The organism is Vibrio sp. 1078-1 (assembly GCF_033340475.1).
Map to the genome: position 1 here is coordinate 1 of NZ_JAWOWM010000935.1, position 512 is coordinate 512.

1 protein-coding gene and 1 pseudogene are annotated in these 512 nt (G+C 44.1%); both read left to right on the plus strand.

Annotated elements, in window-relative coordinates; genetic code table 11:
* On the plus strand, nt 1–138 hold a 138-nt coding region (locus tag R7190_RS30955; protein ID WP_318138353.1), incomplete at its 5' end, for a TyrR/PhhR family helix-turn-helix DNA-binding protein.
* 36 nt (nt 139–174) lie between these two features.
* Nucleotides 175–512: pseudogene (locus R7190_RS30960) on the plus strand (30S ribosomal protein S5 alanine N-acetyltransferase); the annotation flags it as partial.

Genomic DNA, 512 nt, shown 5'->3' on the forward strand with positions numbered 1-512 from the left:
ATGCGCGATTATGAATCCCAGGTGTTGGAGCGTTTGTACCAGTCGTTCCCGTCAAGTCGTAAGTTAGCGAAGCGTTTGAACGTATCGCATACGTCTATTGCGAATAAGTTACGTGACTATGGGATTCGTAAGAATTAACGCGAGTAATCAAGAAAAGGGAAGTTGTCGTTTGTAATGGAAGATCATAGTTCATCAATCGCCGTTCACAAGTTGGACGGCGACTTGCTTCTACGAACCGCTGAAATCGGTGATGCCGATATGATCGCGGCGTATTTTCAATCTAATCGCGATTATTTGAAGCCATTTGAACCAAAGCGAGAAGAGGCGTTTTTCTCTGTTAATGGTTGGCTCCAAAAACTGATTAAGTTGAACGAGCTCCATCGCATGGGGCTTGGCTACTATTGCTTGCTAATTCATGTTGATACAGGGCGCATGCTAGGAACGATTTCATTCAGCAGTATGAGTCGTTTTCCATTTTATAGCTGTAACGTTGGCTATTCCTTGGCGGAAGA